Annotated in this window: 21 protein-coding genes and 1 pseudogene; 13 read left to right on the forward strand and 9 right to left on the reverse strand. The window is 69.3% G+C overall.

Annotated elements, in window-relative coordinates; translation table 11 throughout:
• Positions 1-17: 17 nt before the first annotated feature.
• From ACUN0C_RS10665 to ACUN0C_RS10690, 6 genes are all read left to right on the forward strand, one after another.
• Positions 18-320, forward strand: coding sequence for a virulence factor (locus tag ACUN0C_RS10665; protein WP_445466334.1), 303 nt, complete (start codon positions 18-20; stop codon positions 318-320).
• A complete protein-coding gene (locus ACUN0C_RS10670) occupies positions 265-846 on the forward strand; it encodes a methylenetetrahydrofolate reductase C-terminal domain-containing protein (RefSeq protein ID WP_445466335.1) in 582 nt (193 codons plus the stop codon). The genes ACUN0C_RS10665 and ACUN0C_RS10670 overlap by 56 nt, the downstream gene beginning before the upstream one ends.
• A complete protein-coding gene (locus tag ACUN0C_RS10675) occupies positions 843-1901 on the forward strand; it encodes a methylenetetrahydrofolate reductase (RefSeq protein ID WP_445466336.1) in 1059 nt (352 codons plus the stop codon). The genes ACUN0C_RS10670 and ACUN0C_RS10675 overlap by 4 nt, the downstream gene beginning before the upstream one ends.
• A 92-nt stretch (positions 1902-1993) precedes the next feature.
• A complete protein-coding gene (locus ACUN0C_RS10680; RefSeq protein ID WP_445466337.1) occupies positions 1994-2962 on the forward strand; it encodes a methyltetrahydrofolate cobalamin methyltransferase in 969 nt (322 codons plus the stop codon).
• Positions 2963-3069: 107 nt separating this feature from the next.
• The gene (locus tag ACUN0C_RS10685) at positions 3070-3528 is read left to right on the forward strand and encodes an endonuclease domain-containing protein (RefSeq protein ID WP_445466338.1); all 459 of its coding nucleotides are present in this window, start codon (positions 3070-3072) and stop codon (positions 3526-3528) included.
• 75 nt (positions 3529-3603) lie between these two features.
• Positions 3604-5661 (forward strand): ASKHA domain-containing protein, encoded by a 2058-nt coding sequence (locus ACUN0C_RS10690; RefSeq protein WP_445466339.1) that lies wholly within the window; start codon positions 3604-3606, stop codon positions 5659-5661.
• 10 nt (positions 5662-5671) lie between these two features.
• Here the strand turns inward: ACUN0C_RS10690 and ACUN0C_RS10695 are convergent, their stop codons facing one another.
• The 4 genes from ACUN0C_RS10695 to ACUN0C_RS10710 are packed head-to-tail and all read right to left on the reverse strand — an operon-like array spanning position 5672 to position 10980.
• Positions 5672-6310: a sarcosine oxidase subunit gamma gene (locus tag ACUN0C_RS10695; protein WP_445466340.1), complete on the reverse strand. Its 639-nt coding sequence runs from the start codon at positions 6308-6310 to the stop codon at positions 5672-5674.
• Positions 6307-9330: a sarcosine oxidase subunit alpha family protein gene (locus ACUN0C_RS10700; RefSeq protein WP_445466341.1), complete on the reverse strand. Its 3024-nt coding sequence runs from the start codon at positions 9328-9330 to the stop codon at positions 6307-6309. The genes ACUN0C_RS10695 and ACUN0C_RS10700 overlap by 4 nt, the downstream gene beginning before the upstream one ends.
• On the reverse strand, positions 9327-9698 hold the full coding sequence (locus ACUN0C_RS10705) for a sarcosine oxidase subunit delta (protein ID WP_445466342.1): 372 nt from the start codon (positions 9696-9698) through the stop codon (positions 9327-9329). The genes ACUN0C_RS10700 and ACUN0C_RS10705 overlap by 4 nt, the downstream gene beginning before the upstream one ends.
• 31 nt (positions 9699-9729) lie before the next feature.
• Positions 9730-10980, reverse strand: coding sequence for a sarcosine oxidase subunit beta family protein (locus ACUN0C_RS10710; protein ID WP_445466343.1), 1251 nt, complete (start codon positions 10978-10980; stop codon positions 9730-9732).
• A 153-nt stretch (positions 10981-11133) separates the two neighbouring features.
• On the opposite strand from ACUN0C_RS10710, the gene ACUN0C_RS10715 reads away from it, so the two are divergent.
• Positions 11134-12168, forward strand: a complete 1035-nt coding sequence (locus ACUN0C_RS10715; protein WP_445466344.1) for a GlxA family transcriptional regulator — start codon at positions 11134-11136, stop codon at positions 12166-12168.
• A 46-nt stretch (positions 12169-12214) separates the two neighbouring features.
• Here the strand turns inward: ACUN0C_RS10715 and ACUN0C_RS10720 are convergent, their stop codons facing one another.
• Entirely contained in the window at positions 12215-13648 is a 1434-nt protein-coding gene (locus tag ACUN0C_RS10720; RefSeq protein ID WP_445466345.1) for an esterase/lipase family protein, read from the reverse strand.
• A gap of 232 nt (positions 13649-13880) precedes the next feature.
• Here ACUN0C_RS10720 and ACUN0C_RS10725 point away from each other — a divergent pair, with 232 nt between their 5' ends.
• The 3 genes from ACUN0C_RS10725 to ACUN0C_RS10735 all read left to right on the forward strand — a co-directional run bounded on the left by ACUN0C_RS10725 (position 13881) and on the right by ACUN0C_RS10735 (position 17913).
• On the forward strand, positions 13881-15599 hold the full coding sequence (locus ACUN0C_RS10725) for a SulP family inorganic anion transporter (protein ID WP_445466530.1): 1719 nt from the start codon (positions 13881-13883) through the stop codon (positions 15597-15599).
• A gap of 55 nt (positions 15600-15654) precedes the next feature.
• Complete coding sequence (locus ACUN0C_RS10730) at positions 15655-16221, forward strand: hypothetical protein (RefSeq protein WP_445466346.1); 567 nt, start codon at positions 15655-15657, stop codon at positions 16219-16221.
• 120 nt (positions 16222-16341) lie between these two features.
• Positions 16342-17913 (forward strand): alkaline phosphatase D family protein, encoded by a 1572-nt coding sequence (locus ACUN0C_RS10735; protein ID WP_445466347.1) that lies wholly within the window; start codon positions 16342-16344, stop codon positions 17911-17913.
• Positions 17914-18024: 111 nt separating this feature from the next.
• Here ACUN0C_RS10735 and ACUN0C_RS10740 read toward each other — a convergent pair.
• Positions 18025-18327, reverse strand: a pseudogene (locus ACUN0C_RS10740) (DUF1330 domain-containing protein); the annotation flags it as partial.
• A 7-nt stretch (positions 18328-18334) separates the two neighbouring features.
• Positions 18335-18745, reverse strand: a complete 411-nt coding sequence (locus ACUN0C_RS10745; protein ID WP_445466348.1) for a hypothetical protein — start codon at positions 18743-18745, stop codon at positions 18335-18337.
• Positions 18746-18870: 125 nt separating this feature from the next.
• Between ACUN0C_RS10745 and ACUN0C_RS10750 the strand changes: the two genes are divergently transcribed.
• Positions 18871-19695 carry a helix-turn-helix domain-containing protein gene (locus ACUN0C_RS10750; protein WP_445466349.1) on the forward strand — a complete coding sequence of 275 codons (825 nt, stop codon included), beginning with the start codon at positions 18871-18873 and terminating at the stop codon, positions 19693-19695.
• Positions 19696-19700: 5 nt separating this feature from the next.
• Here the strand turns inward: ACUN0C_RS10750 and ACUN0C_RS10755 are convergent, their stop codons facing one another.
• Positions 19701-20945, reverse strand: coding sequence for a multidrug effflux MFS transporter (locus ACUN0C_RS10755; protein ID WP_445466350.1), 1245 nt, complete (start codon positions 20943-20945; stop codon positions 19701-19703).
• The gene (locus ACUN0C_RS10760; protein ID WP_445466351.1) at positions 20942-21397 is read right to left on the reverse strand and encodes a MarR family winged helix-turn-helix transcriptional regulator; all 456 of its coding nucleotides are present in this window, start codon (positions 21395-21397) and stop codon (positions 20942-20944) included. Before ACUN0C_RS10760 ends, ACUN0C_RS10755 begins: the two co-directional genes overlap by 4 nt.
• A gap of 280 nt (positions 21398-21677) precedes the next feature.
• Here ACUN0C_RS10760 and ACUN0C_RS10765 point away from each other — a divergent pair, with 280 nt between their 5' ends.
• A complete protein-coding gene (locus ACUN0C_RS10765; RefSeq protein ID WP_445466352.1) occupies positions 21678-22799 on the forward strand; it encodes a site-2 protease family protein in 1122 nt (373 codons plus the stop codon).
• Positions 22800-22929: 130 nt separating this feature from the next.
• Entirely contained in the window at positions 22930-24756 is a 1827-nt protein-coding gene (gene typA, locus ACUN0C_RS10770) for a translational GTPase TypA (protein ID WP_445466353.1), read from the forward strand.
• Positions 24757-24799 lie beyond the last annotated feature (43 nt).

Consider the following 24799-nt stretch of genomic DNA (forward strand, 5'->3'; position numbering starts at 1 on the left):
ATGAGGGAAGCAGCGGAATGGCGGATCGGATCATCCTCTACTGGCGCGATATCCCGACCCAGGTCATCGTCAAGGCCGGTCGGAAATCGGCCAAGCGGGAGTTGCCCGAACGTTTCATCCAGGCGGTCGACCGCTGCGCGATGAAGAGCGGCGCTCGCGACACGGATTCCTACCTCGCCGAGTGGCGCCGGGGCGCCCCCGACCCTTGCGGCGACGACCTGGAGCAGGAAGCGACCGAAGCTCTTGCCCGGCTGGAGAGCGCGTATGGCCCGGATCGGCTTCGGGAACTGGTCGAGAACGGCGGCTGGGAAAGCCGCTAGCCGGGGGACGACGGAGCCTTACCGTCCGTCCCACGTCACGGTTACCCGGCGGCTGCGCTCGCGCTTCACCGTCCGCCTCTGGTCCATCCGCCATGCGGACGTCCTGGAGAAGGTCTACGAGCGCTTCGCCGCCCTCTTCCTGAAGCTTCATCCGCTCTGGCTCCGGATCGGATATGACCGGGCCGAAGCGCCGGTAAAGGCGGTCGAGCGCCGGGTGAAGGGCTTTCTCTTCGACTGCCGGATGTGCGGGCAGTGCATCCTGTCCGCGACCGGGATGTCGTGCCCGATGAACTGCCCGAAACGCCTGCGGAACGGGCCATGCGGGGGCGTGCGGGCGGACGGGCGCTGCGAGGTGGAGCCCGACATGCCGTGCGTCTGGGTCCAGGCGTGGGAGGGCAGCCGCCGGATGGCGGGTGGCGACGCCATTCTCGCGCTCCAGAAGCCGGTCGACCACAGCCTGCGCGAGACCTCCGCATGGCTGCGCACGACCGCCGAAGCGGCGGAGCGGCGCGCGGAGGGCGCATGAACGACCCCGACGTGAACCCGCGCGATCCCGGTCTGCCGCTCGACCCGCTGCCGGGCCACAGCTCGCGCGGTCGCCTGGAACGCGTTCTGAGACGCGGCGAGTTCGCGGTGACGGCCGAGCTCAACCCGCCCGATTCGGCCGATCCGCAGGATGTCTACGACCGCGCGGCGATCTTCGAGGGCTGGACCGACGCGATCAACGCCGTCGATGCGTCGGGGGCCAACTGCCACATGTCGTCCGTGGGCATCAGCGCCCTGCTGACGCGGATGGGCTACGCCCCCGTCCTCCAGGTGGCCTGCCGCGACCGCAACCGCATCGCCATCCAGGGCGACGTGCTCGGCGCCGCGGCAATGGGCGTGGCGAACGTCCTCTGCCTGACGGGAGACGGCGTTCAGGTTGGCGATCAGCCGGGCGCGCTGCCGGTGTTCGATCTCGATTCGATCTCGCTGCTCCAGACCGTCCGCACCATGCGGGACGAAGCCCGCTTCCTGTCCGGGCGCCCCATCACCTCGCCGCCTCATCTCTTCCTCGGCGCGGCTGAGAACCCGTTTGCCCCGCCCTTCGCGTTCCGGCCGCTGCGGCTCGCCAAGAAGATCGCGGCGGGCGCCCAGTTCGTGCAGACGCAGTACTGCTTCGACGTCCCCATGCTTCGGCAGTTCATGGACCGCGTCCGCGATCTCGGGCTCGACCGATCCAGCTTCATCCTCGTCGGGGTCGGACCCCTCGCCTCCGCGCGCGCGGCACGGTGGATCCGCGCCAACGTGCCGGGCACCCACATCCCGGATCCGGTCGTCCGCAGGCTCGAGAGCTCGGCAGATCAGAAGAAGGAGGGAAAGCGGATCTGCATCGAGATCATGGAGGAAGTGAAGGAAATCCCCGGCGTCTCCGGCGTCCACGTCATGGCCTACCGGCAGGAGGAACTGGTCGCGGAGATCGTCCACGAATCCGGCGTGCTCCGTGGCCGCCGCCCGTGGCGCCGCGAGCCGGCGCCCGACGAGGCGCGCGTGTCGGAACGGCTGAGGCAGCTGCGATCCCCTGCGACGGACCCGCCGTGACCCGCCCGGCCCGGCCAAGACTGCGACGGCTTGAAGCGCAGGATATTTGCATATAAAGACATCTTTATGTTAGCACGTCGACAGGCAAATCCATGACCCGAACCGTTCTCGCTTCCGCGACCCGCGAGGTCGTCATCGGCTTCGACCAGCCCTTCTGCGTGATCGGCGAGCGCATCAATCCGACCGGGCGCAAGAAGCTGGCGGCCGAAGTGATCGCCGGCAATTTCGAGACGGTCGCGAAGGACGCGCTCGACCAGGTCGCGGCGGGGGCGATGGTGCTCGACGTCAATGCCGGCGTCACCGCGGTCAACCCGAACGAGACGGAGCCGCCGCTCCTCCGCGAGACCGTGGAGCTCGTCCAGAGCCTCGTCGAGGTGCCGCTGTGCATCGATTCCTCGGTCCCGGAGGCGCTGAAAGCGGGGCTGGAAGTCGCGATCGGCCGGCCGCTGGTCAACTCGGTGACCGGCGAGGAGGACCGCCTCGAGACAATCCTCCCGCTCATCAAGAAGTACGACGTTCCGGTGATCGCGATCTCGAACGACGAGACCGGGATCTCCGAGGACCCGGACGTCCGCTTCGCCGTCGCCAAGAAGATCGTGGAGCGCGCCGCGGACTACGGAATCAAGCCGCACGACATCGTGGTCGACCCGCTCGTCATGCCGATCGGTGCGATGGGCACGGCCGGCCTGCAGGTCTTCGCCCTCGTCCGGCGCCTCCGCGAGGAGCTGAAGGTCAACACGAGCTGCGGCGCCTCCAACATCTCATTCGGGCTGCCGCACCGGCATGGCATCAACGCCGCCTTCCTGCCGATGGCGATCGCCTCCGGCATGACCTCGGCAATCATGAACCCGCTCCGCGCGCAGGAGATGGAAGCCGTGCGCGGCGCCAACGTCCTGATGGGCACCGACCGCGACTGCATGACCTGGATCCGCACCTATCGCGATCACGCGCCGTCGGCTTCCTCCGCGGGCGGCGGCGAGGCCGTGCCCGCACCGGCCGAGGCGGGCGGCGGCCGGCGCCGCGGCGGCCGCGAGGCCCGCCGCGGACGGGTCGCTGGATGAGGAAGGTGGCGCCTACCCATCGGCACCACTCCCCTCCCCCTCGTGGGGAGGGGCTGGGGGAGGGGTGAAGAGCCTGAGGGCGACCAGCCCCACCATGAGAGGAAGCAATGCCCCGCACCGATATCGACCCGCAGGTCCGCGGACGAGCGAGGACGCTGCGGAAGGGTAGCACTCTCGGAGAGAAGGCGACGCAGGCCCATCTCCGCGGCTTTCGACAGTACGGCGCGCACTTCCGTCGCGAGGCACCGAACGGCCCCTACGTCGTCGATTTTGCCTGGCTCTCTGCACGGATCGTGATCGAGATCGACGGAGCGTCGCACGATCTGGCTGGCCGAGCGGAACGGGACGCAGTCAGGGACCGGTTCCTGAGCGCGGAAGGATTCCACGTGATCCGAGTCCGGGATTCGGAGGTGCTCGCCGGATCTGCGGCCGCCTTCGCCACGATCGAGGACGCGCTTCGGCCTTATCTGAAAAGCCCCTCCCCTAACCCCTCCCCACGAGGGGGAGGGGGACGCGAACGTCGCCGCCGGAACCGGCTGCAGGAGAACGGTCCTGATGTTTCCTGAACTCCTCCGACGGGCCCCCGCATTCGACTCTGGCTTGCGCCGTGCCTCTCAGGTGCGCCAGCCGGGCTGCATCGCATGACCGCACATCCGAAGGACGCGCTGGTTCTCTTCATGCCCTCGGGGCGGCGGGGCCGATTCCCGGTGGGCACGCCGGTGCTCGATGCCGCGCGCTCGCTCGGCGTCTACATCGAATCGGTGTGCGGCGGCCGGGGAATCTGCGGGCGCTGCCAGATCCAGGTCGCCGAGGGCCAGTTCCCGAAGCACGGCATCACGTCGTCCAACGATCACCTCTCCGCATTCTCGGATACCGAAGCGCGTTACGTGACGAAGCGGGGGGCCCTGCAGCCGGAGCGACGGCTCTCCTGCCAGGCGCTCGTACTCGGCGATCTCGTGGTCGACGTGCCGCAGGACGTGCAGATCAACCGGCAGCTCGTCCGCAAGCGGGCCGAGACACGCGCGATCGAGCGCGATCCCGCGACCCGGCTCTGCTACGTCGAGCTCGACGAGCCCGACATGCACAAGCCGCTCGGGGATGCCGACCGGCTGCTCGCTGCACTCGCCGGCGAATGGCGCCTCGACGCGCCGAGGATCGACTTCCGCCTGCTGCCGAAGGTTCAGAAGGTGCTGCGGGCCGGTGAGTGGAAGGTCACGGCCGCGGTCCATGACGACGGTCGCGGACCGCAGGTGGTGGCGCTCTGGCCGGGCCTCCACAACGTCGCGTGCGGCCTCGCCGTCGATATCGGCTCGACGACGATCGCCTGCCACCTGACGTCTATCCTCTCCGGCCGCGTGCTGGCTTCCGCCGGGGCGCCGAACCCGCAGATCCGGTTCGGCGAGGACCTGATGAGCCGGGTCTCCTACGTGATGATGAACCCGGACGGCCGCGAGGCGCTGACGAAGACCGTGCGCGAGGCGATCGCGGTCCTGATCGCCAAGGTCGCCGCCGAGGCGGACATCGAGGCGGACGACATCGTGGAGGCGGTGTTCGTCGGCAACCCGATCATGCACCACCTCTTTCTCGGCATCGACCCGACCGAACTCGGCGGCGCGCCCTTCGCGCTCGCAATCTCCGGCGCGCTCGATTTTCCCGCGACCGAGCTCGGCCTGCCGGTCAACCCGGGCGCGCGCATCTATACGCTGCCCTGCATCGCCGGCCATGTCGGCGCCGACGCCGCCGCCGCCACGCTCGCGGAAGGGCCGCAGAAGTCGGACGAGATCACGCTGCTCGTCGACGTCGGCACGAATGCCGAGATCGTGCTCGGCAACCGCGACCGGCTTCTCGCGGCGAGCTCGCCGACCGGGCCGGCCTTCGAGGGCGCCGAGATCTCGAGCGGGCAGCGCGCCGCGCCGGGCGCGATCGAACGTGTCCGCATCGATCCCGCGACGCTCGAGCCGAAGGTGAAGGTGATCGGCGACGATACCTGGTCAGACGAACCGGATTTCGCACGGGTCGTGGAGGATCTCGGCGTCACGGGCATTTGCGGCTCGGGCATCATCGAGGTAATCGGCGAGATGTACCTGGCCGGCATCATCGACGAGGACGGCGTCATTGACGGCGCGCTCGCGGCGCGCAGCGACCGCATCGTCCAGCACGGCCGCACCTGGTCCTACGTGCTCTGGAAGGCCGACCCCGCGCGCGGGACGCGGGAGCTCCGCATCCTGCAGACCGACGTCCGCGCCATCCAGCTCGCCAAGGCCGCGCTCTACGCCGGCGTCCGGCTCCTGATGGACAAGATCGGCATCGAGACCGTCGACCGGATCAAGCTCGCCGGCGCGTTCGGCAACTACATCGACCCGAAATACGCGATGGTGATCGGGCTCGTGCCAGACTGCGCGCTCGACAAGGTGTCCGGCGTCGGGAACGCCGCCGGCACCGGCGCCCGCATGGCGCTCCTCAACCGCGGCTACCGGCGCGAGATCGAGGCGCTCGTCCGCCGCATCGAGAAGATCGAGACGGCGCTCGAGCCGCGCTTCCAGGAGCATTTCGTGGCGGCGATGGCGTTCCCGAACAAGGTCCACGCGTTTCCCAACCTCGCCGCCGCGGTGCCGCTGCCGGCGCGGAAGAGCGATGGCGGGGACGGCACGGAGGGGGGCCGCCGCCGACGCGGCCGCATCCGCCGCACGGTGGAATGAGGCGTCCCGCTCAGCCGACGACGAGCGTCTCGCCCTTCACCGGCACTTCCTGCGGCATGCCCCATTCGCGGCCGCAGGCCGCGAGCACGCACCACAGGTAGTCGGCATGCGACCAGCGGATGAAGAGCTGGAATACCGGCCCGGCCGCAAGCCCGTCGCCCTTCAGCCACAGCAGCGCATTGACCCGGCCGAACATGGAGCCGGCCACCATGCCGGCCGCAAAAGTGCGCGGGTGGAGGTCGAGCGTGGTGAGCTTCATCAGGAGATCGCGGGAACGGGGGCCGGCGACCTCGATCGCGGTGTAGTAGTCGCCGACGTCGGTCAGCTGGTGGCGCTCGCCGTCGAGGGCAGCCCGCGCCGCCTCAGCCCGCTCGAATCCGTCGCCCGGGGCGGTGACGAGCATCCATTCGTCCGGGCCCATCCATAACCATGCGGTGTCGCCGGCAACGGAGCTGGCGAGCGGCTCCAGCGGCAGGTCGAGGCCGAGCGCCGTATGAAGAAGGGGCCCCGCTGTGCCGCCGTCCGCCCGCAGGATGTACTTGCCGAGAAAGCGCCGCTCGCACATCCGCACCGCGCCCGCCGTGGCCTCGATGGCCCGGCGGTGATGGAGCGGCGAGCGCCGCACCGGGATCGGCCTGCCCTTCGTCATGGAGTCTCCTCGCCGCCTTTGAGGAAATCCGTCTCGCCCACCGTCACCGGAACCGGGGCGGCGCCGGAACGCGAAACCCAGAGCCGTTCGCCCATGCGGCGCCCGCCATCCTTCACGAGCGCCAGCGTGATCGAGCGGCCGAGAGTCGGGCTGAAATAGGCGGAGGTCACATGCCCCAGCATCGGCACCGGCGGCGCAGGCTCGCGCGCGCTGCCGATCACCTGCGCGCCCTCCATGAGCACGGTCCGAGGATCCTCGGTGAGCAGCCCGACCAGCTGGCGCCGGCCGGATGCCGCGGTATCGGCGCGCGAGAGCGAGCGCCGGCCGATGAAGTCCCCGCTCTTCTTCACGATCCAGTCCATGCGCAGGTCATGCGGCGTCACCGTGCCGTCTGTCTCCTGCCCGACGATGATGAAGCCCTTCTCCGCCCGCAGCAGGTGCATCGCCTCGGTGCCGTAGGGTGTGACGCCGTAGGCCGCCCCCCTGGCCATGATCTCCTCCCAGAGCCACAGGCCGTAAGTGGCCGGGATGTTGACCTCGTAGGAGAGCTCCCCGGTGAAGGAGATCCGGAACACCCGCACGGGCACGCCGCAAATACGGGCGTCCCGCCACGTCATGAACTCGAAACCCGCGGGATCGGCGTCGAGGTCGTCGCAGAGATCCGTCACGAGCCGGTCCGAGCCCGGCCCGCAGATCGACGCGACGGCCCATTGCTCGGTGACGGAGGTGAGATGGACCTCCAAGTCCGGCCATTCCGTCTGGAGGTAGTCCTCCAGCTTGCCGAGAACCCGAGCCGCGCCGCCCGTCGTGGTCGTCATGTGGAAATGGTCGTCGGCGAGGCAGGCGGTCACGCCGTCGTCCGTTACCATGCCGTCCTCGCCGAGCATCAGCCCGTAGCGGCAGCGCCCGGGCGCGAGCTTCGTCCAGGCGTTCGTGTAGACCCGGTTGAGGAAGGTGCGGGCGTCCCTGCCCCGGACGTCGATCTTGCCGAGGGTCGACGCGTCGAGAACGCCGATGGCCTGTCTGGCCGCCCGCGCCTCGCGCTGGACGGCGGTGTGGAAGCTCTCCCCCGGCCGCGGATAGGCGCGGGCGCGCAGCCAGTCACCGACCGGCTCGAACACCGCGCCCTGCCTGCGATGCCATTCGTGCATCGGCGTGGCCCGGCGCGGCGCGAAATGATCGCCGACATGCTGGCCGGCGAGCGCGCCGAAGGCGACCGGCTTGTAGGGCTGGCGGTAGGTCGTGGTGCCGACGGCGGCGATCGACTCGCCGCGCTCGGCAGCGAGGAAGGCGAAGGCATTGAGGTTGGCGACCTTGCCCTGGTCCGTGCCCATGCCGGTGGTGGTGTAGCGCTTGGCGTGCTCCACCGAACGGTAGCCTTCCTGGACCGCGAGACGGAGGTCCTTCGCAGTCACGTCGTCCTGCAGGTCGATCCAGGCCCGCCGCTTGTGCTTCGGCACGTTGGACGGCAGCTCGGGAAGCACCCGTATCGCTCCCTGATCCCAGCTGCAGCCATCGACCTTCGGCACGTCGAGGCTCGCGGCGGGGAAGCCGGCGCGCTCTGCCGCCGCCGCCCCTGCCCTGGCACCCTCCGCCACCGCGTCCGCAAGGTCGAAGGTGCCGTTCGCCGCTCCTGCCGAGCGCTCGCGCTGCCAGGAGCGGCCCGGCCGGAATGCTTCGATGGAGGGGTCGTAGGCGAGCTTGCCGCGCGATTGCGAGAACAGCGAGACGTTCGGCGCGTAGCCTCCGGCGACCGCGAGGAGATCGCAGGCGATCCGAACCGGTGCGGCGCGCGACGCCTCCGCGGCGGCGAGCGGCGCGACGTCGATGCTGCGGATGCGGCGCCGGCCCGCGGTGCCGACGACGGTCGAACCGGCATGGATCGGGATGCCGCGCCGCGCCGCCTCCGCAAGGAGGTCGCCGGGCACCTCCGTGCGAACGTCCACGATGGCCGCAATCGACGCCCCGCGCTGCGCGATGTCGAAAGCGGCGCGCCAGCCCGTATCGTTGTTGGCGAAGACCGCGACGTTGCGGCCAGGCAGGACGCCGTAGCGGTGGACGTATGTCCGAACCGCGCCGGCGAGCATGATGCCGGGCCGGTCGTTCTCGTGGAAGACGAGCGGGCGCTCGATCGCCCCGGTCGCGAGCACCACCTCCCTCGCGCGGACCCGCCAAAGACGGTGGCGCGGCAGGCGGAGCGGCCGCTTCGGCGGCGGGAGGTGATCTGAGACGTTCTCCCACAGGCCGACGAAGTTGTTCGCGTAGTATCCGAAGGCGGTCGTTCGCGAGAGCACGGCGACGTCGGGAAGAGCCGCGAGCGCGGCGTGCATTTCGTCCGCCCAGGCGGCCGGAGCGGCATCCGCGACCTTCACGGCGGCCGGAGGGGCCGAGAGCAGGCTTCCCCCGAGCGCGGCAGTCTCCTCGGCGAGGATGACCCGCGCCCCGGTGCGGCCGGCGGCGAGCGCCGCCATCAGCCCGGCCGGCCCGCCGCCGACCACGAGCACGTCGCAGTGCCGGTTCACGCTCTCGTAGGCATCCGGGTCCGGATCCTCCGGCGCGTGCCCGAGGCCTGCGGCTCGGCGGATCAGCGGCTCGAAGAGCATCCAGCCCGCCGGCGGCCCCTTGAAGGTCTTGTAGTAGAACCCTGCCGGCAGGAACGGCGCGAGCAGGTCGTTCAAGGCGTTCAGGTCGTGCCTGAGCGACGGCCAGCAATTCTGCGCGCGCACAACGAGGCCGTCATAGATCTCCTGCTCGGTCGCGCGCGTGTTGGGATCGGCCCGGCCGAGCCCGTCCACGATCTCCACGAGCGCGGCCGGATCCTCAGAGCCCGCCCCGAGGATCCCGCGCGGGCGGTGATACTTGAACGACCGCGCGACCATCGCCTCGCCGTTCGCCAGCAGCGCCGAGGCGAGCGTGTCGCCCGGATGGCCGGCATAGGAGCGTCCGTCGAAGGTGAAGCGGATGGTGCGGCTGCGGTCGATCAGCCCGCCGGCGGGTAGGCGGTTCGGCTGCCGGGTCATGCGCGCCCGCCTTCGTCGGGCGCCACCAGCTTCGCGGCATCGTTGCCGGAGCCGATCGCGGCCTCGCCGGAGGGCGTGCGCGGCAGCTCGGCCGAGACTTCGGGCGGCCTCTCCCCGACCCTGTAGACGGCGAGGATGTCGTCCGTCGCGGTGTTCCGGAGCATGTTGAACCAGCGCCGGCACCCGGCCTGGTGGTTCCAGCGCTCGGCGAGCACGCCCTTCGGGTTGGACCGCATGAAGACGTAGCCGGCCCATTCGGCGTCCGAGAGGCCCTCCGGCTCCGACGGCCGCGCGATGTGCGCCTCCCCGCCATAGGCGAAGTCGGAGAGGTCGCGCTCGCCGCAATAGGGGCACCGGATCAGGAACATGAACGCCTCGCGGACAAACGCGCCTCCCGCCTCAATGCGCCACCGCGGCCGCGCCGTGCTCGGCGACCAGCGCGCCGCTCTCGAACCGCTCCAGCGCGAACGGCGCAGCGATCCGGTTCGGCTCGTCGCGGGCGACGAGATCGGCGAAGGCATGGCCGGAGGCGGGCGTCGCCTTCCAGCCTCCGGTGCCCCAGCCGGCATTGACGTAGAAACCCTTCACGCGCGTCCTGGAGATGATCGGGCTCGCATCCGGGCAGACGTCGACGATGCCGCCCCACTGCCGCATCATCCTGAGCCGCGACACGAAGGGAAAGAGCTCGATGAGCGCCGCCATCTGGTGCTCGATGATGTCGAATGAGCCGCGCTGGGTGTAGGACAGATACGGGTCGATGCCGGCGCCGATCACGAGCTCGCCCTTGTCGGATTGGCTCACATAGACGTGCACCGCGTTCGACATGACGACGCAGGGGATCACCGGCTTGACCGGCTCGGACACGAGCGCCTGGAGCGGGTGGCTCTCGATCGGCAGGCGGATGCCGAGCATTGCGGCGATGACGCTCGTATGTCCGGCCGCGACCGAGGCGACCCTCGGCGTCCGGATCGTGCCGCGCGTCGTCTCGACGCCCGACACGGCGCCGTTCTCCGTCAGGATCGCGGTGACCTCGCATTGCTGGATGATGTCCACGCCCATCGCGTCTGCGGCGCGCGCGAAGCCCCAGACCACCGCGTCGTGCCGGTTGACGCCGCCGGAGCGCTGGAGCGTCGCCCCAATCACCGGGTAGCGCAGCGTCGGCGCGATGCTGATCGGGGGGCAGAACGCCTTCACGTCCTGCGGCTCGAGCCACTCCGCATCGACGCCGTTCAGCCGGTTCGCCTCAACGCGCCGGCGGAGCTGCCGCGCCTCGCCTTCGTCGTGCGCGAGGTTTAGCACGCCGCGATGGCTCATCATGATGTTGTAGTCGAGCTCCCGCCCGAGCCCGACCCAGAGGTCGAGCGCGTGCTGATAGATCGCCGCGCTCTCGTCGTTGAGATAGTTGGAGCGGATGATCGTCGTGTTGCGCCCGGAATTGCCGCCGCCGATCCAGCCCTTCTCGATGACGGCGATGCTCGACATGCCGTGCAGCTTGGCGAGGTAGTACGCGGTCGCCAGTCCATGCCCGCCGCCGCCGATGATGACCGCGTCGTAGGACGGCTTGGGGTCGGGAAAGCGCCAGGCGGGCTGCCATCCGGTATGGCCGCGGAGCCCCTCGCGGACGAGCGAGACGATATTGTAGCGCTGCATCCGCCGGGTTTACGGTCGCGCGCCGTTCCGGGCAATCGCGGAAGCGGCGCGGCCGTGTCGCAAGCGCGCCCGACAGGCCGCGCCACGGCACCGATTGTGTCTCTCCTGCCGACGCACTAGCGTCGCCCGGACACGACATTCTCCTGTGGCGACATGGGCTTGAAAGCGACCGAGGCGCCTGGACCGCCAACCGCGAAAGCGACAGCCGCGAGGGAAAAGCACTTCTATTTCGTGCTGATCCCGAATTTTACGATGATCGCCTTCGCGACCGCGGTCGAGCCGCTGCGGATCGCCAACCGCATGATCGGCCGCGACGTCTATCGCTGGAGCCTCGTCTCGCTCGACGGCGAGCCGGCGCGCGCCTCGAACGGCATCCGGATCATGGTCGACATGGCGCTGAAGGAGGCGCGCGACCAAGTGCGTGCGGGCGACCGGTCGGAGCATGTCTTCGTCTGCGGCTCGCTGGGGGTCGAACGCTTCCGCGACCGCAGCCTCAATGCCTGGCTGCAGGCGCTCGACCGCCAGCGCATCGCGATCGGCGCGCTCGACACCGGCGCCTGGGTCCTGGCGGATGCCGGCGTGCTGGACGGCCGCCGCTGCGCCATCCACTGGGAAGCGCTGCCCGGCTTTGCCGAACGTTTCCCGGAGGTGCGGGTCTATGCCGACCTCTTCGAGGTCGACGGCAACTGCTACACCTGCGCCGGCGGAACCGCCTCGCTCGACATGATGCTCCACATCATCGGCGAACATCTCGACGACACGGTCGTGGCGCGGGTCTGCGAGCAGGCGCTCACCGACCGGATGCGATCGGCGACCGACCGCCAGCGCCTGCCGCTCAGGGCGCGGCTCGGGCTCCAGAACACGCGGCTCCTCGCCATCATCGAGCTGATGGAGGCGAACATCGCCGAACCGCTCTCTCTCATCGAGATCGCCCGCTTCGCCCGGCTGTCCCGCCGGCAGATCGAGCGCCTGTTCCGCCGCAATCTCGGCCGCTCGCCGGCGCGCTACTACCTCGAGGTGCGGCTCGACCGGGCGCAGAGCCTGCTCGTCCAGTCCGATGCGCCGATCGTGGAGATCGCGGTGGCCTGCGGCTTCGTCTCCGCCTCGCATTTCTCGAAGTGCTATCGGGAGCTCTACGGCCGCTCGCCCCAGCAGGAGCGTCTCGGCCGCGAGCCGGCGCCGGCCTGAGCCCCAGCCTCCTGCAGCACGCCCCGGCCGAGGATCGGGCGAGCCGTCATTGCGTCAGCTTGAACACTTCCGCCTGGGGCACCCTCGGAACGATAATCTTGACGAGGTGGGTCATATTCCGCATCAGCCTCGCCGCTCCGATCGTTTCGCGCTGTTCGTCGTCTTCGCGGTGCACGATGAGATGGCCGGGTGCGCCTTCCTCGCTGCTGTCGAAGTGGCGCACATTGTTCCCGACCGGCGCAGCCGATATGCTCATCGCGACGACGCGCTCCTGCCCGTCCTGGACGCGCGGATAATAGCCGCTCATCAGGTCGGACCGGTCGATGAACAGGCACCGCATGTCACGCCGGCTCGTATTGACGTGCACATGCTCCAGCACCTCGCGCTGGAAATAGACCGCTTCAGCATCGTCCTGGTCTTCCGGCGCGAAGAACTCCAGGAAATAGTCGTCGATCGGCAGCCCCTGATCATCCGCGACCGCCACCACCGTTTGAAGATACTGGTGAAACGCGCTGGCCGGCGGCGGATCGCCCAGGAACGCCAGCCTTCGGCTCACTTCTCCGTCCGGGCCACCCAGCGCGGCGATCGCCTCCGTGTCCACGGCCCAGTCCCTGCCGATCTGGTGGTATTCGGCCGGTGAGGCGCACCGGAGGGCCCGGATTATATGGTTACCGAGTGCCGGCGAGGCGTTCGGTGCGTCGGTCAGGTGCAAGGGCCTGACGATGGTGGAATGATCCCGGTCCGGCAGGACGACGAACGGAAAGACCGTGTCGCCGTTCCGCGGGTGCCAGGGCCTCACGTCGGGGGTCATGCCGGCTGTGAAGTCGATGGTGAGACCGACGCAATTGAGATTTGCCGCACATGCTCTCACCGTGCCGTCGGAGCCGTCCTCGTTCACGGCGCGGCGCAGCCCGGACGAATAGCCCCGGGAGCCTACAATCACGAACGGCCAGACCTTGTCGCCGCCATAGGGTCCGGTTCCCGCTCCGGCGGGGTCCAGCAGATCGCGGCAGGCGAGGTCCCACTGGTAGGGTGAAGCGAGCTCCAGGCCGCGCAGGATTTCGGCGCCGGTCTGAAACCATCTGTCCCAACCATAGAGCACGCGCCCGACGAGCGACTTGCCCGCGGCCGCGAGCCTCGATCCGAAATTCGCGGGTGCGAGCATCAACAGCCGCTTGACCGGGCAGTTCTCGCCGGTCGGGTAGTATCGGGCGAGCCATTCGCGAGCGACCAGTCCACCAGTGCTGTGCACGATCAGGTCGAAAGGCGGTCGCAGATCCCCGCTCTCAATCCGCCCTGAAATCACGGCGTTCATGCGCTTCGCGACGTCCGAAATCCGAACGTCGTCGTCCATCGAGATGTAGTCGCCGAGCCAGATCGAGGTCACTTCGAAGCCATTCTCGTTGAGAAAGGCACGCAGCCCGTGAAACGACGCCGAGCTGTCGCTCCAGCCGTGAACGATCGCGACCTGCTGCGCCATCTTCTCCGCCCAGAATGACTTGTTCCATTACACCTTTTACGTGAATTCTCGACATTTGCAATCATGTGATGCATTCTTGCGAAGATGGCACGACACTCGAATGCCCGAATTCCCCTTCCGGCCGGCGCGGCACAGTGTCTGTTGCAGCGGCGACCCTTGAATTCTGCGCCACGCTTGTTCCAGAAAGCGGAAATGGACCGAGCCCATGCAGGCCGGTGCGGGGCAGGTCGACATGGCGATGCGCGACGTTTTCGGTGCGGAGACTCGTCCTCCCACCTGGCACTTGTTCATCCCGAAGCTCGTCACGATCCTGAGGCAGGGCTATAGCGCCGCCGATTTCCGTGCGGATTCGATCGCAGGCCTGACCGTCGCGATCGTCGCGCTGCCGCTTGCAATGGCGCTCGCCATCGCCTCCGGCGCGACGCCGGACAAGGGCCTGATCACGGTCGTGGTGGCCGGACTGCTGATTTCCGCGCTTGGCGGCAGCCGCGTCCAGATCGGCGGCCCGACCGGCGCCTTCGTGGTGGTCGTCTTCAACGTCATCCAGACGCACGGCTACGACGGCCTGGTGCTCGCCACGTTGATGGCCGGCATCATGCTGCTCGTCGCCGGCTTCGCCCGGCTCGGCACCTGGATCAAGTACATCCCCGAGCCGGTGGTGACCGGCTTCACCGCCGGCATCGCCGTCATCATCTTCACCAGCCAGATCAAGGATCTCTTCGGCCTCGACATGGCGCAGGTGCCGGCCGAGTTCCTCGAGAAATGGCCGGCCTTCTGGGAGGCGCGCGGCACGGTCTCGCCGGCGGCGCTCGTCGTCTCCTTCGGCGCGCTGGCGCTGATCCTCGCCCTCAGGCGCTACGCCCCGAAATGGCCGGCCTTCCTCCTCGCCGTCACCCTGTCCTCGGTCGCGGTCTGGCTGTTCGCCCTGCCGCTCGACACGATCGGCTCGGTGTTCGGCGGCATCCCGTCGACGCTGCCCGCCCCGCAATTCCCGGAGGTGAGCCTGGAGCGCGTCGCGACACTGCTGCCGAGCGCGTTCACCATCGCCTTCCTCGCCGGCGTGGAAAGCCTGCTCTCCGCCGTAGTCGCGGACGGCATGACGGGCGGTCGCCACCGCTCGAACTGCGAGCTCGTCGCCGAGGGCGTCGCGAACACGGCCTCCGCGCTGTTCGGGGGCTTGCCGGCGACCGGCGCGATCGCACGGACGGCGACCAACGTCCGCTCCGGCGCGCGCTCGCCCGTGGCCGGCATCATGCACGCCGTCTTCGTGCTCGCCTTCATGCTGGTGGCGGCGCCGCTCGCCGCCTACGTGCCGCTCGCGAGCCTCGCAGCCGTGCTCGTCGTCGTCGCCTGGAACATGAGCGAGATCGACAAGTTCAGGCACCTCATGTCCGCGCCGATCGGCGACCGGGTGGTGCTCCTCGTCACCTTCGCGCTCACCGTCCTCGTCGACCTCACCGTGGCGATCGAGGTCGGCGTGGTGCTCGCCGCCATCCTCTTCATGCACCGCATGGCCGAGGTGGTGACGGTGCAGCACGGGTTCAGCCCGATCGAGGGAGAGGTGGATGACTTCTCCCGGCCGGCCGCCCGCGCCGACCAGCGCGCCGATCTGCCCGAAGGCGTCGAGGTTTTCCAGCTCCGCGGGCCGCTCTTCTTCGGCGCGGCGAGCACGCTGATGGAGGTGCTCGACCGCGGCTGGCAGCACCCGCGCGTCTTCATCGTCCGGATGCGCGAGGTGCCGCTCATCGATGCCTCCGGGGTCGGCGCACTGCGCGATTTCGTGCGGCGCTGCCGGTCGCACGGGACCACCGTGATCCTTACGGGGGTGCAGGAGCAGCCGCGCCAGATGCTCGCGCAGATGGGTTACGGCGCCGGGCCCGACGGGCTGATCTTCGCCGCCGATCTCCACGCCGCGATCGAGGCGGCACGGCCGCTCGTCGCGGGCCGTTGAACCCTCCGGGGCCTCGGCCGTTTACCGGCCGACGCGCAGCCGAGGCGAGCCCGACATGATTGCAAGCGCCCGGCGATGCCGACGGCTCCTCGCAGCCGCCCTGGCTCTCGCCACCCTTCCCGCGATCGCCATCCCGCCGGCGGCCGCCCAGGCCGTCGCGCCCGGCGCGCCGGCCGTCCTCGACCGGGACCTCTTCCTGCCGGCCGACCAGGGCTGGCAGGTCTACGTGAACGCCCGCTACGGCACGAGCTTCGCCTTTCCGGCGGACGTGTTCACGCCCTCTCCTCCGCCGGAGAACGGCGACGGCCGCCGGTTCCTCGCCCAGGACGCAACACTCGAGATCTATGCCTGGACGAATGCGGAGCGCGAGGACGCATCTTCGCTGAAGACCCGGCTGATCGGCTCGGAAGGCTATCAGGACGTGACCTACAGCCCCTCCGGCGAGAGCTGGCTCGTCCTTTCCGGCCACCGCGGGGATCACATCTTCTACGAGAAGTACTTCTTCCGGGGGGAAACGATCCACGGCTTCGGGATGGAGTTCCCGGCCGCGTCGAAGCCGCGCTACGCGCCGATCATCGAGCGCATCGAGGACAGCTTTCGCGCGCAGCCGCCGAGCGGGTGAAACCGGGACGGCTCGTCCCGTCCCCGCGCCCGGTCATCCGTCGGGGAATTGTCATCCGGTCGTGACGCGCCCGACATTTGCCGGTGGTGTGAGTGCGGCCCTCAGCAATGGAGGGCCGCAATGCCGATTACGATCTCCCGCCGAAAATTCCTGCTCGCCTCCGCCGCCACCGGAGCGTCCGCCGCCGCATCGTCGCTCTCCTTCCCGGCGATCGTGCGCGCCGGCCAGCGTCCGCTCGTCACGCACGGACTGCAATCCGGCGACATCGGGTTCGACCGGGCGGTGCTCTGGGCCCGCGCCGACAGGCCCGCGAAGGCCTGGTTCGAATGGTCGACCACGGAGAGCTTCAGGGACAGCGTGCGCCTGCCGGCGCTTGACGCCCTTCCGGAGACGGATTTCACGGCCAAGCTGATGGCCGAGGACCTGCCGGCCGGCCAGGACGTGTTCTACCGGGTGCGGTTCGAGGATCTCAACGACGTCAATGCGGTGAGCGAACCCGTCGTCGGGCGGCTCAGAACCGCCCCGGGCGGCCTGCGCGACGTCTCCTTCACCTGGTCGGGCGACACCGCCGGTCAGGGCTGGGGCATCGACACGGCGCGCGGCGGCATGATCGGCTATGCCGCCATGCTGAAGCACCAGCCCGACTTCTTCCTGCATTCCGGCGACAACATCTACGCCGACGGACCCGTCAAGGACGAGGTCGCGCTGCCCGACGGCACGACGTGGAAGAACCTCCTCATCCCGGAGAAGACCAAGGTCGCCGAGACGCTCGACGAGTTCCGCGGCCAGTACAAGTACAACCTCATGGACGAGAACGTCCGCGCCCTCTGCGCCGCCGTGCCGGTCCTGACGCAGTGGGACGACCACGAGGTCACCAACAACTGGTCGTCGTCGAAAAGCCTCATGGCCGACGAGCGCTACACGGAGAAGTCGATTGGCCTGCTCGCGGCGCGCGCCGCCCGCGCGTTCCACGAATACATGCCGATCGCGACGACGCTCGCCGAGCCGCAGCGCGTCTACCGCAAGGTGGCCTACGGGCCGCTCCTCGACGTCTTCTTCCTCGACATGCGGACCTATCGGGGCCCGAACACGGAGAACCGCCAGGAGGCCGAAGGCCCGGAGACCGTCTTCCTTGGCGCCGAGCAGCTCGCCTGGCTGAAGCGCGAGCTCACCGCGTCGCGCGCAACCTGGAAGGTGATCGCGGCCGACATGCCGATCGGCCTTATCGTCAACGACAAGCTGGCGAGCGGCGCGGCCGGCTCCGAGGCGATCGCCCAAGGCAACGGCAAGCCGCTCGGCCGCGAGCTGGAAATCGCGGGCCTGCTCTCCTTCATCAAGCACGCCCGGGTGCAGAACGTCGTCTGGCTGACGGCGGACGTGCACTACACGGCCGCCCATTACTACAATCCCGACAAGGCCGAGTTCCAGGATTTCGAGCCGTTCTGGGAGTTCGTGTCGGGTCCGATCCATGCCGGTACGTTCGGGCCTGGCGAGCTCGACTCCACCTTCGGGCCGGAGCTCCGCTACGTGAAGGCGCCCCCGGAGGGGCAGTCGAACCTGCCACCGTCGGCCGGCCTGCAGTTCTTCGGCCATGTCAGGATCGCCGCGGACACGCGGGTTATGACCGTCACCCTCCGCGACACTTCCGACGCGGCGCTCTGGTCGGTCGACATCGAGCCGAAGTTCGGCTGAAGCGGGAAAGCCGGCCTGCGCGGCGTCGCTATCGGCGCGCAGGCCACCCCGCGCGGCGGCGCATCCCTGCAGGATGTCCGTCGCACGATGATCCGCCGGAACGCCGTCGACGAGGATCACGTCGCCCTCGCTGTTTGCGGTCCGAAGCGGCAGGATCGCCTGGTATTCCGGCGAGACGTACCAGGCCGCCGCGCTCGCCCGGTCCGGAAAGCCGATCACGATGAGATCGCCGTCCCAGCAGCCCTCGAGCACGGTCTTGCGCCCGCCATGCACGACGAACCGGCCGCCGAACGGCGCGAGCGTGGCGTCGATCCGGGAAAGATAATCCACGATCTCCGGGCCCATCGACACGGCCCGGAGGTGCGCCACGGCATAGGCGGTCATTTCGTTTCCTTTCGTTCGCGGGCGGGGCATCGTCTCCTCATGCAGCCGCTCCCCGGCCCTGCGCCCTGCCCGCCTCGACCGGCAGGGCCGCCCATTCGAGCGCCGTCAGAACCGCGACGAAGCCGGCCTGGCCGAGGATGAGGGCGACGCCGAACCCGTTCGGCACGAACCAGTCGCCGACAAGGAGCGCCATGCTGGCGATCACCCACGCCGCGTTGGCGAGGATCACGACCCGGGCGCCCGCACCTGCCCCGGGCCGAAGCGCAACGATCGCGATCACGCCGGCGACGGGCAGGAGCACGCAACCCGACCAGAAGAGGAGGCGCTCCGGGATGGCGGCGAAGGCGCCGAGGGGCGAGGCGAGCACGACGAGCGCGAGCCCCATGGCAGCGCAGCTCGCTGCGTCGAGGAGGAGGATCGCCTGCAGGGACTTGCTGGGTTTCCACATGATGGTCTCCGTTCCGTTCACCGCCGGTCACGGCGGGGTCACGGCACCATCGGGGATGCTGCACCCCGGGGCGATTACCTCCGGGGTAATAGCTCCGCGGCGCGACACCCCGTATCCTTCCGGGCATGGAAACCCCTCCGTCCGATGTCGGCAGCCTCATCAGGAACTGGCGCCGCCGCAGGCGCTTCAGCCAGCTCGATCTCGCCGCCGAAGCGGAGGTCTCGCAGCGCCATCTCAGCTTCATCGAATCCGGGCGTGCGAAACCGAGCCGCAGCATGGTGCTTCGGCTGTCGGAGCACCTGTCGATCCCGCTCCGGGATCGCAACGCATTGCTCGCGGCGGCGGGGTTCGCGCCGGCCTACCGCGAAGGCAGCCTCGATGAAGGCGCGCTCGAGGCGGTGCGCAGCTCCGTCGAGCAGATCCTGAAAGGGTACGAGCCGCATCCCGCGCTCGCCGTCGATCGGCACTGGACGCTGCTGGCCGCGAACGGCGCCGCATCAGCCCTGTTGAGGGGAATCGATCCGGACTTGCTCGCGTCGCCCGTGAACGTGCTCCGGGCGAGCCTCCACCCGGTGGGGCTCGCGCCGCGGATCCTGAACTACCGTGCATGGCGGGCGCACGTGCTCGCCAGGCTTTCCCTCCAGATCGAGAACTCGGGCGACGCAGTCCTGACCGGCCTCTTCGAGGAGCTGAAATCCTATCCCGTGCCGCCCGGCGCGAGGCCCCACTCGAACCGCGACGCGCACGACCCGGGGATCGCCGTCCCGCTCGAGATCGAGACGGAACCCGGACGGCTGCGGCTGATCGGCACGACGACCGTGTTCGGGACGGCGCTCGACATCGCGCTTTCGGATCTCGCGATCGAAGCCTTCTTCCCCGCCGACGAGGAATCCGCAGCGGTCTTGCGGACGCTTGCAGACGGCCAGGCGGCAGCCGGCGCCACCCTTTGACGCCGCTACTCCGCCGGCGTGCGGTTCGCCAGCTCCTCGTCCGTCCGTTCGTCTCGCCGGCCGGCGGTGTGCCCCAGGAGCAGCTGCGTCGCGATCGCGACGGCCGCCATGCCGGGAATGATGGTCCCGAGCGCCAGCACGGGCTCGCCCATCAGCGCCGCCGCGCCCGAGCCGAGCAAGCCGCCTCCGATCTGGAAGAAGCCGGTCAGCGCCGACGCCGCCCCGGCGATGCGCCCGAACGGCGCGAGCGAATCCGTCATCAGCGCCGGCATCGTGAAGGCGATCCCGAACGCATAGAGGCCGATCGGCCCCATGACGGCGAGGAAGGTCGGTTCGATGGCATGCATCAGCACCGCGAGAAGGAGCCCGCCCGCCCCGATCATCGCAAGGCCGACCGGCACCAGCCGGTGCGCGCCGGTCCGCGTCAGGAGCCTCCGCATCATCAGCGAGCCGGCGAAGAAGGAGCCGGACTGGACCAGCATGCCGATGCCGAACTCGGTGGGCGTAAGGCCGACCACCTCGATCATGATGAAGGGGAGAATGGTGGCGAGCGCATAGAGCGCGCCGATGGTGCAGCCGAGGATGATGCTCGGCCGGAGAAAGCGGGCGTCGCGCAGCAGCAGGCCGTAGCTTGTGAAGAGCCGGCCACCCCGCAGCTGCGCGGGGTCGCGCTGCGCCAGCGTTTCGGGGACCACCGTCAGGACGACGATCAGGATCGCCGCGCCGTAGAGCGCCATGAAGCCGAAGATCGCCTGCCAGCCGAAAAGTTCGAGCGTCACGCCCCCGAGCGTCGGCGACAGTGCCGGCCCGACCGCGAGCATCATGCCGATCGTGTTCATGACACGGGCGGAATCCTGCCCCGTGAAGAGGTCGCGCACCATCGCGCGGGAGATCGCGATGCCGGCGGCGGCACCGATCCCCTGCAGGAGCCGGGCCGCCATCAGCCACTCCACGCTCGGCGCGAACATGGCCACCAGGCTGGAGAGAAGATAGATCGCCGTGAAGCCGATCACCACCGGCCTGCGGCCGAACCCGTCGGAGAGCGGCCCGCACACGAGCTGGGCCGCGGCAAATCCGGCGAAGTAGACGGTGAGCGTCAGCTTGACGGCCGACACGGTGGTGCCGAACACCTCGACGAGCATCGGCAGGGCCGGCGTGTAGAGCGCCATCGAGATCGGCCCGAGCGCCACCAGCAGCGCGCCGATCATTGCCGCCTTCCGCTCCGTCATGACGGGGGCTGCAGCGGTCATGCAGGCTCCAGAATCTCGGCGGAGAGATTCTTCCGCATGCGGGCAAGGACGCGACGCGCCGTCTCGCGCTCAGCCGGGCCAAGGCCGTGCGCCGCCTGCTCGCGCAGCCTGCCGGCCACGGCCTCGATACGGTCGATGAGCGCAGACGCCTCCGGTCGCGTCCGGACGAGTTTCGCCCTCCGATCCGCCGGGTCGGTTGCACGCACGATCAGCCCCGCCCGTTCGAGCCGGTCGAGCAGTCCGGACAGCGTCATGGGCTCCACACCCATCTGCTCCGCGAGCGCGCTCTGGCGGATGGGCTCCGCGCGCGCGATCCGCAGCAGCGCCCGCCCTTCCGCAGGGGTCACCTCGATGCGCTCGGCGGAAAGCACCTCGTCCATCCGACGCCGGAACAGCCGGGCGAGCTCGAAGACGAGATTGGCCGTCGTATCGGCCGCCGGGCCCTGATCCATTACCGAAACCTTATATTATGGCTTCCTTATTAATTAGGGGGATCACTGCCCGGTGCAATGGCGGAGCCATGCACCCAGCGCAGGCCACCCGCGCGGTCCGCCGGACCACGGAGCGGCCGCAGCGGCCCCAATGCATTTGTGCCTCGACCCGGCCAATGCGAGCGTATGATGTCGCCGTCGCCTGCTCTCGCTATGCTCTCGGCGCCATGCCGCATTGACGCAGGGGCCGTGCGGACGATCTCAAGGGGCACGCGAGGTTCCGCGGCAGGAGTGCGATGTCATGAGCTGGTCCTTTCCGATCGCGCGGATCTTCGGCAGCGAAATCCGCATCCACGTGACGTTCCTGCTCCTCCTCGCCTGGATCGGCATCGCCTATTACCAGCAGGGCGGGGCGCCGGCGGCGGTGGAAGGGATCCTCTTCATCCTCGCCCTCTTCGCCTGCGTGGTGGCGCACGAGTTCGGCCACGTCCTCACCGCCCGCCGCTACGGCATCCGCACGCCCGACATCACGCTCCTGCCGATCGGCGGCGTCGCGCGGCTGGAGCGCATGCCTGAGCGGCCGGGGCAGGAGATCGTCGTCGCGCTCGCCGGCCCGGCGGTGAACGTCGCCATCGCCGTCGTGCTGATCCTCATCCTCGGCGCACGCGTCGACCTCGCCGCGATGGAGCAGATCGAAAGCCCCTCGGTCGACTTCATGGCGCGGCTCGCCGCGGTGAACATCTTCATCGCGCTCTTCAACCTGATCCCGGCCTTCCCGATGGACGGCGGGCGGGTGCTCCGCGCGCTGCTGGCGCTCCGCTATTCGAGGACGGAGGCAACGAACATGGCGGCCCGCGTCGGGCAGGCTCTCGCCTTCGTGTTCGGCTTTGTCGGGCTCATCGCCGGCAACCCGCTGCTCATCTTCATCGCGATCTTCGTCTACCTCGCGGCGACCGCCGAAGCGCAGACGACGAGCCTCGTCGACGTATCCCGCAGCCTCGGCGTCGCCGACGCCATGATCACGCAGTTCCAGCCGCTCGGTCCCGGTGCGACGATCGGCGACGCGGCCGAGCAGCTCCTCCACACCACGCAGCACGAATTCCCGATCGTCGACGGCGCCGGGCGGATCCGCGGCCTGCTCACGCGCACCGCGATGATCCACGCGCTCAACAAGACCGGCCCCGGCACGCCCGCGCTGGAGGCGATGGTGGAGGTGCCCTCGGTCCCGCTCCATTCGCGGCTCGACGGGGCGATCGAGCGCCTCCAGGGCGGCGCCGCCCCGGCCGTGGCCGTGGTCGATGCGGAGGGCCGCCTCGCCGGCTACCTGACGCCCGAGAACATCGGCGAGCTGATGATGATCCAGGCGGCCGGCGGCCTGAAGAAGCGCGTGCGCCGCGCGACCGGGCCGCTCTTGCCGCAATAGGGCTTCGGTCGTTCGGTCCCGCTCGCGTCAGCGAGATTCGTGTTCGACTGGCGGAAAGCCGCCCCGCTCCCTATCTTGCAGCGCAACAATCGGCTATAGCGGCCGCAACTTCCGCCCCGGCAGAGAATTCATGACTGCGACACTCCGCAACGTCGCCATCATCGCGCATGTCGATCATGGCAAGACGACCCTCATCGACGTGCTGCTCCGCGCCTCGGGCGCCTTTCGCACCGGCCAGCAGGTCGCCGAGCGCGCCATGGATTCGAACGCGCTCGAGAAGGAGCGCGGCATCACCATCCTCGCCAAGGTGACGTCGCTCGACTGGGGCGACACCCGCATCAACATCGTCGACACCCCCGGCCACGCCGATTTCGGCGGCGAGGTCGAGCGCATCCTCAACATGGTCGACGGCGCGATCCTGCTCGTGGACGCATCCGAAGGCCCGATGCCGCAGACGAAGTTCGTGCTCTCCAAGGCGCTCGCGATCGGGCTGAAGCCGATCGTCGTCGTGAACAAGGTCGACAAGCCGGACGCCCGCCCGGATTTCGTGCTGAACGCGGTCTTCGACCTCTTCGCAGCGCTCGACGCGACCGACGAACAGCTCGATTTCCCCGTTCTCTACGGCTCGGCCAAGCAGGCCTGGATGGCGGAGGACCCGAGCGGCCCGCGCGAGACCGTCGGGCCCCTCCTCGACCTGGTGCTCGACCACGTTCCCCCGCCCGGCACCGAGCCCGGCCCGTTCCGCATGCTCGCCACCACGCTCGAGGCGGACCCCTTCCTCGGCCGCATCCTGACGGGCCGCATCCGCTCCGGCGCCGTCAAGGCCGGCCAGACGGTGAAGGCGCTGTCGCGCGACGGCGACACGGTCGAGACGTTCCGCGTCTCCAAGGTCCTCGCCTTCCGCGGGCTGGAGCGCCAGCCGATCGAGCTCGGCGAGGCTGGCGACATCGTCGCGCTCGCGGGCCTCTCCGAGGCGACCGTCTCTAACACGCTGTGCGACCCGTCCGTGACGGAGCCGATCCCGGCGCATCCGATCGACCCGCCGACGCTCTCCATGACCTTCCGCATCAATGACGGCCCGCTCGCCGGCACCGAGGGCGACAAGGTGCAGAGCCGCGTCATCCGCGACCGGCTCCTGCGCGAGGCGGAGGGCAACGTGGCGCTCCGCATCACCGAGGGCGACGACAAGGACGCCTACGAGGTCGCCGGGCGCGGCGAGCTCCAGCTCGGCATCCTGATCGAGACCATGCGCCGCGAGGGCTTCGAGCTCACCATCGGCAAGCCGCAGGTGGTCTACCGCTACGGCCCGGACGGCGAGAAGCTCGAGCCGATCGAGGAGGTCATCGTCGACGTCGACGAGGAGCATACCGGCGCGGTCATCGAGAAGCTGTCGCAGCGCAAGGGCGAGATGATCGAGATGCGGCCGTCCGGCGGCGGGCGCACCCGGCTCGTCTTCTACGTGCCGACGCGCGGGCTCATCGGCTACCAGCCCGAGCTCCTCTCCGACACGCGCGGCACGGCCGTGCTGAACCGCGTGTTCCACGCCTACGAGCCCTATCGCGGCGAGATCGCGGGCCGGCGCACCGGCGTGCTCCTCTCCAACGCGCAGGGCGAGGCCGTCGCCTACGCGCTGTTCAACCTGCAGGACCGCGGCCCGATGATGATCGAGCCCGGCGCCCGGGTCTATGCCGGCATGATCGTCGGCGAGCACAGCCGCGGCAACGACCTCGAGGTGAACGTGCTGAAGGGCAAGCAGCTCACCAACATCCGCGCCGCCGGCAAGGACGAGAACACGATCCTGACGCCACCGATGAAGCTCAGCCTCGAGCGCGCGCTCTCCTACATCGAGGACGACGAGCTGGTCGAGGTCACGCCGAAGACGATCCGGCTCAGGAAGGCCATCCTCGACCCTCACGAGCGCAAGCGCGCCGAACGCGCCAAGGCCAGCGCGGCTTAAGGCGTCAGCCGTCGAGGAGGCGGGCAGCCGGGCGGTGCGTGCC

It is taken from the genome of Faunimonas sp. B44 (assembly GCF_052655945.1).